A 7,345-nucleotide genomic window follows, 5' to 3' on the forward strand; every position below is an offset into this window, starting at 1 on the left:
AAGTTTATCTAACGAAACTGCCGGCGATATTCAGCCGGAGTACAACTAAATTTCGCCCTAAAGCATTTTCCAAAATATTTCAGGTCATTAAAACCGACTTCAAAGCAAATTTCTTTTATCAGTAAATCTTCATTTTTAATAAGTTCGGCGGCCTCATTCAATCGCATATCGCGAATAAATACAACTGGCGAAACTCCTGTAATGCTTTTAAGTTTATTAAAGAAACTGGCTCGGGACATGCACATTAATTTCCCTAATTCATCAACTGAAAAATCTGATTTAGACATGTTTTCCTTTACCAATTTAATCACCTGAAACATGAACTTATGATCCTTATTAGAAATTTGCAATGGTTCCTTTTCTGAAATTTCAGTCATATTGCCTGTGGAATACAAATGCTGAAGGCGTAAGCGCTGTTCCAAAACATTCTTGACCCTTGCTTTTAAAAAACTCACGTTAAACGGCTTGGTTATATAATCATCAGCACCATATTCCATTCCTTCCAATTTACTTTCAATTGCTGTTTTTGCACTAAGTAAAATCACCGGAATGTGGCTGGTTGCAAAATTATCCCGAATTAATTTAAGCATTTCTATACCATCCATATGAGGCATCATAATATCGCTGATGATAAAATCCGGAGATAATTCTGCGGCTTTCAAATTTCCTTCAACACCATTTTCTGCCACATAAATTGTATACTCTTTTTCTAAAACAGAAACGATAAATCCTCTTAATTCCGGATCGTCTTCTACAATCAGCCCGACAGGCATTTCTTTTTCAGCTTCTTCAAATGGTACTAGGTCCGGCTCACTTTCAAATCTTACATCATTCACTAAATCCGCTTCATCTTCCTCAAATAAAATATCCACATCTTCAGTAAAATGTTTATAGCCTTTTAAGAAACAAATTTGAAAACTGCTTCCTTTACCCGGCACGCTGTCAACTAAAATATCTGCACCATGTTTATCTGCTAAATCCTTCACAATAGAAAGACCAATTCCCGTACTCGGGTTATATGGATTTTCATTATAGTTTGAAAAACGGATAAACAATCGTTTTTGAAGTATCGGACTAATACCCGGCCCGTTATCGATAACCTTTAGAACAACCTGCTTTTCAGATTCCTCTACTTCTACCTGAACTGTATCTCCTTTATGGCAATATTTAAAAGCATTTGAAAGCAGATTTACCAAAATTTTATCAAGGCTATCCGGGTCAGCCCACACAACCGGTTTTGAATCACTAATATTCAGTTTCAGTTGTATATTGCGCTGTACACTCATTTCACTAAAATTTTCACATATTTTAGCTGCAAATTCCCCTAAATTTATTTCACTTACCACCAGCTTTCTGTCCTGAATTCTCCTCAAATCTAAAATCTGATTAACCAAATTCAACAACTTATTACTGTGTTTTTCAATAATTCGGAGCTGGTCTTTCACGGAATGTTTTATATCATTATCCGAAAGCATTATCTCCAAAGGTGCCGTAATCATGGTAAGAGGAGTTCTGATTTCATGCGAAATATCGGTAAAGAATTTTAATTTTAATTCACTCATTTGTTTCTGCAGCTTCACATCATTGCGAAGTTTCAGGATTGTTGCAATCGCACGTCGAACCACTAAAAACAAGCCAATAGCCAATAACAGATAACAGAAGTAAGCTACGTTGGTTCCCCAAATTGAAGGACGAATAGTAATTTCAATTCGCCTTTCATTATTTGCCCATAAATTGTGACCATTTGTAGAAGACACAATAAGAGTATATTTTCCACGGTCCAGATTCGTATAATTAATCGACTGCCCGCCTTTAAGATAATTCCATTGTTTATCAACTCCTTCCAGCTTATAACGATAAACAATGTTCTCGTTTTTAATATAATCTAAAGCCGAAATTTGAACCCTGAAAAAATTCTGGTTATGTTCCAGCGTAACTTCCTTAATTAAATCCGGATTTCCGGGAGTTTCAGGATTTATTTCGTGTAATTGTTTATCATTAACTGAAAACCCCGATATCGCCAAATAAGGTTTAAATTGGAAAGGCTTAATAGCCTCAGGATTCAAATAAAGTGCTCCATCTGAATACCCTACAACAATTTCACCATTTGAAAGTCGGCATTTTGTCGCTTCTGAAAATATTTCGGTACCAATAATCGATTTCAGTTCAGGAAATGTTTCGGCACTATTTTTTTTGGGATCAAACCGAACAACCTGATTGTCGCTCATAAGCCAAATTTTGCCTAATTTGTCTTCTTGCAATGCCACAACTCCTTCAATTGGGAAAGCAATATTTTTGTTCCAAATAGATTTAACTTTTAACTGGCCCTGCTTATCTAAATCGGCCAAAATTAAACCTTTCCCATTGGTTGCCAATGCTAATCGGTTATCTGAGGTTATCAGAATATCCAAAATATCATTGCCCGAAACCTGTGAAAACTCTTTGAATTGTATTTTATCAGGCGATTTATTTTCAGGGGAAAAAGAAAACAATTTATAAGACGAGATAAAGAACAATTCATGTTCTTTGTTTTCAACTACTGAACGAACTTTATCAGCATTTTTTATTGGATAGTTTTTTAGTTCGTTCTTATGGTTAATAAAGCGCAATCCATTATTAGACTGACGGATGAGATTAATTCCTCCTCCCCATGTAGCCACATAAATCCGGCCATTTGATGCCTGAAAAATCTTATAAATATCATCAGAGTTAATGCTATAAATATCTTTCTCATTATATTTATAATGGTTAACCTTATATTTAAAAGACTGTCCTCCGGGTGTCAGGCAAAACAATCCATTACCACGTGTTCCAATCCATATTCTGCCGTTGGCATCCTGCATCATACTGTAAATATCAGCTCCCCATCCCGGACTTCCATTAGACAGGCTACCATCAGATCCTAATAATCCAATCTTCTGTTTTTGAGAATCGAATATTGCAATTTTTTCTGAACGGCTGGCCACCCAAAGATTACCATTTTTGTCGTTCATCAGGCTCCGGACGTTTTGCTTTTTGCCATCACCCGATGAGTGTAAGTTTAATGTTGAAAAATTACGATTATTAAAAGTTATCAGGTCTAATCCCTGCTTGAATGAACAAAACCACAGATTGCCTAATTTGTCAAACATTGCTGTATGCATCACATCAGAAACTGTCTCTTTTGATTCCTTAATACATCTGATTATAGAAGATAATTTGTTCTGTTTTTCATCCCAATATGAAAATGGCCCTTTATGTGACTGAATCCAGACTGTTCCGTGAGGCGAAGTAAGCAGAAAACTTTTCTGCTCTGCACCAACCACAGGAGGACCACTGGAATCAACCTCCATATGTTTTAACTTTCCGGTAACCAAATCGAATTGATATACACCTGAATTTGGCGTTTCAAACCAAAACTGACGTGAATGGGTCACTCCTAAATAATTAACTTTCTCGCCAGGAAAACCGGGTAACGTTTTACTATTATAAAAATCCAGTTTACCGGTCTTTATGTCATAAAAATAAAATCCCTGCCCTCTCGTTATTATCAGCACTTTGCTATTAGCCACAAGCTTTATTAGAGCAATATCCTCCTTTATACCCAGATCGAAATCAAAGAAAGTACTGGATTTTTTAGTGTAACGTGTAAATTTGCCTTTCTCGCCTCCAAACCATATATCATCTCCTGTTTCCAGAACAGAATTGAATGAATAAGACTTTCCTGAATGTCCGGGCATATTTAAAAAGAAATATTCCGGGGCAGTACCCGATTTATTTAATCGACAAATGCCGGCATCAGTTAAAAACCAGGTTGTTCCCAAAGTATCTTCAAAAGCATCCCGAATTATGCCACAATGTTTTGCGGGGTCAAAAGTAATCTTTCGAATTTGTTTATTATTTTGAAAAGCGATCAGGAAATTTTTGTCTTCAGGAAACAGCCATACTCTTCCGGATGGCATTACTTTAAACTTTTGAAGGGCAGTATTGGAAGATTTAAGAAATTTTTCCTCAATTGGAGAATGAAATTTTAGCTGATGTGTATCGAAGTAATAAATATCATTTTTTTCAGACTGAATCCAAATCCGTCCTTTTTTATCAAACTTAAATTTAGATACCCGATTCGACATTAAGTCTAATGAGGTTCCCTTCTCTACCTTAAAATTTTGAAAAGTATTTCCGTCATAACGAATCAGGCCATTGAAAGTTCCCAGCCAAATGAATCCCTTTTCATCTTGTTGAATACCAAGAATACGTGATTGACTTAACTTTAGATCATTTGAAAAATGAGTCAAAATGCCGGATGGCTGAGACGTACAAAGTGTACAAATCAAATAAAGAAAAATTACAAATATGTTTCGTTTCAACATTTATATTTTTATTAGCATAAGCAAAGCACAAAAATATCAAAATTCTTTTCCTAACCTAAAATACACCCTGTCAGTAGCTAAATACCACCCCTTAAATAGTGTTTTGTACCCTTTTTATGTATTATGCAAAAATTAAAAACGTAACGGCAAGCTTTACAACGTCCTTTAAATAGCAATTTATCCCAGGCTGGGCGATATAAACATTTAATTTTGTACTTAGAAAAGTAATGAATTATTCCATAATCTTTTAGATTAAAAAAAATCATTACCAAAAAAACTATAACCTAAATATTTCAGGAAAACTCAATGAGAAAAGTATATTGTCTCGTGTTTATGCTAAACTTTCTGGCACTAAACACTTTCGCACAGGAAAACTTCGCGTTTAAGAATCCAAATTTAACAACCGAACAGCGTGTTGATGATCTCGTATCCAGAATGTCCATAGATGAAAAAATCAGTCAATTGATGGATTCCTCACCTGCCATAGAACGCCTTGGCGTACCGGAATACAATTGGTGGAACGAATCGTTACATGGTGTTGCCCGTGCGGGATACGCAACTGTTTTTCCACAATCTATTTCAATCGCTTCATCCTGGGACCGTCAATTAATTTTTGATGTTGCAAATGTTATTTCCGATGAAGCCCGTGCCAAACATCACGAATATCTGAGACGAGGGCAACACGGTATGTATCAGGGATTAACATTCTGGTCACCTAATGTCAACATTTTCCGTGACCCCCGCTGGGGCCGCGGGCACGAAACTTATGGCGAAGATCCTTTTCTTACCGGACAACTAGGACTTAAATACGTCAATGGCCTTCAGGGTACCAATGAGAAATACCTAAAAGTTATTGCCACAGCCAAACATTATGCAGTTCATTCAGGCCCGGAGCCATCCCGTCACCTGTTCAATGCTGAAACCAGTGATATTGATCTTTACGAAACTTATCTTCCTGCTTTCCGTACTTTGGTAAAAGAAGGTCATGTTTATTCAGTAATGGGAGCCTATAACCGCTTTCGGGGAGAATCATGCAGTGCCAGCCCGTTTCTGTTCAATATCCTTCGAAATGTTTGGGGATTTGACGGTTATATTGTATCAGACTGCGGCGCTGTCACTGATATCTGGAAATATCACAAAATTACCGGCGATGCGGCTACAGCTTCTGCTTTGGCCTTAAAAGACGGTTTAGATTTGGAGTGTGGAAGCAGTTTTAAATCATTAAAAGAAGCCATTGACCGCAAGTTAATTAGTGAGGCCGATATTGACATTGCCGTAAAACGTTTGTTTACTGCCCGTTTTAAATTAGGTATGTTTGATCCTGAAGAAATAGTATCCTATGCACAGATTCCATATTCGGTAAACAACAATTCAGCTCACGACTGGCTGGCTCGGGTAGCTTCTCAAAAAAGTATTGTTCTTTTGAAAAATCAGAATAATACACTTCCGCTTTCCAGGGATATCAAAACGGTTGCCGTAATAGGACCAAATGCAAATGATGTACAGTCATTATGGGGAAATTACAGTGGTGTTCCCAGCAACCCAATAACAGTTTTAAAAGGGATTCAAAACAAACTTGAGCCGAACACCAAAGTGCTGTATGCAAAAGGAACAGATCTTGCAAAAGGTGTTCCGGCAATGAAAGTTGTTCCATCAATTTACCTTCAAAACGAAAACGGAATACAAGGCTTAACCGGAGAATATTTTGACAATACGGAATGGCAGGGAAAACCGCTTTTTACCCGTATTGATGACACTATAGATTTTCATTGGGACATTGATACTCCTGACCCTCGTTTGAAAATGGGAAACTATAGTGTAAAATGGACCGGTTATATTATTGCACCAAAAACCGGAACTTACAACATTTCTGAATGGTCTAAACCCTTTATGACTATCGAAATCGAAACAGGAAAAACATCAGGGGGAAAAAATAACCATCATCCCCGAATTCGTCCACAGAAAATTGAACTGGAAGCCGAAAAAAAATACAAAATAACGGTCAAATACCAAAACTTCTATGGCGATGCAATCGCACAGCTTTTATGGGCTGAACCACAAGAAAACGTGTTACAGGAAGCTGTTCAGGTTGCCGGTCAGGCAGACGCTATAGTTCTGGTATTGGGACTAAATGAACGTCTGGAAGGTGAAGAAATGAAAGTCGAAGCGGATGGTTTTGAAGGTGGAGATCGTACCAGTCTTGACTTACCGTCTAATCAGGAAGAACTGATGAAAGCGATGACAGCAACCGGAAAACCAGTCATCTTAGTTTTAATAAACGGAAGTGCACTCTCCATAAATTGGGCAAATGATCATGTCCCGGCAATTTTAACTGCCGGATATCCGGGTCAACAAGGTGGTAATGCAATTGCTGATGTACTTTTTGGTGACTACAATCCAGCAGGCCGACTACCGGTTACATATTATAAATCAACAGAGCAGCTTCCGGCTTTCGAAAACTATGATATGAAAGGCCGTACGTATCGTTATTTTCAAAAGAAACCTCTTTATCCTTTTGGATTTGGTTTAAGCTATACCAAATTTAAATACAGTAACTTAAAACTCCCAACGAATGTTACTCCTGAAAAAGACTTTGAAATATTGGTTGACGTGACGAATATTGGAGAACGTGACGGAGACGAAGTCATTGAATTGTACCTAAAAGATGAAAAAGCGTCTACTCCACGCCCGATATTGCAATTAGAGGGATTCGAGCGTGTTAACCTAAAAAAAGGGGAAACAAAAACGGTTCGTTTTACAATCACTCCAAGACAGCTATCCTTAATAAATAAAAAGGGACAGCGTGTAATAGAACCGGGATGGTTTACGATCTCTGTGGGAGGAAAACAACCCGATGGTTCTGAAGACACACAAAATGGAAGATTCAATGTGACTGGTAAGACAGTGTTATTGGAGAGATAGTATTTTATAATTTTAACCCGTTGGGTGTAATTATTTTCAACACACTTCGACTCTCCGCTCAGTGCAGGCTAGAA

The 7,345-nt window shown here is 37.3% G+C and carries 2 protein-coding genes; one reads left to right on the forward strand and one right to left on the reverse strand.

Annotated elements, in window-relative coordinates; translation table 11 throughout:
- Positions 1-8: 8 nt before the first annotated feature.
- Complete coding sequence (locus PMI10_RS10215; protein ID WP_007807406.1) at positions 9-4,349, reverse strand: hybrid sensor histidine kinase/response regulator transcription factor; 4,341 nt, start codon at positions 4,347-4,349, stop codon at positions 9-11.
- A 306-nt stretch (positions 4,350-4,655) separates the two neighbouring features.
- Here PMI10_RS10215 and PMI10_RS10220 point away from each other — a divergent pair, with 306 nt between their 5' ends.
- On the forward strand, positions 4,656-7,271 hold the full coding sequence (locus tag PMI10_RS10220) for a glycoside hydrolase family 3 C-terminal domain-containing protein (protein ID WP_007807408.1): 2,616 nt from the start codon (positions 4,656-4,658) through the stop codon (positions 7,269-7,271).
- Positions 7,272-7,345: the final 74 nt, after the last annotated feature.

Source organism: Flavobacterium sp. CF136 (assembly GCF_000282055.1).
Classification (GTDB): domain Bacteria; phylum Bacteroidota; class Bacteroidia; order Flavobacteriales; family Flavobacteriaceae; genus Flavobacterium.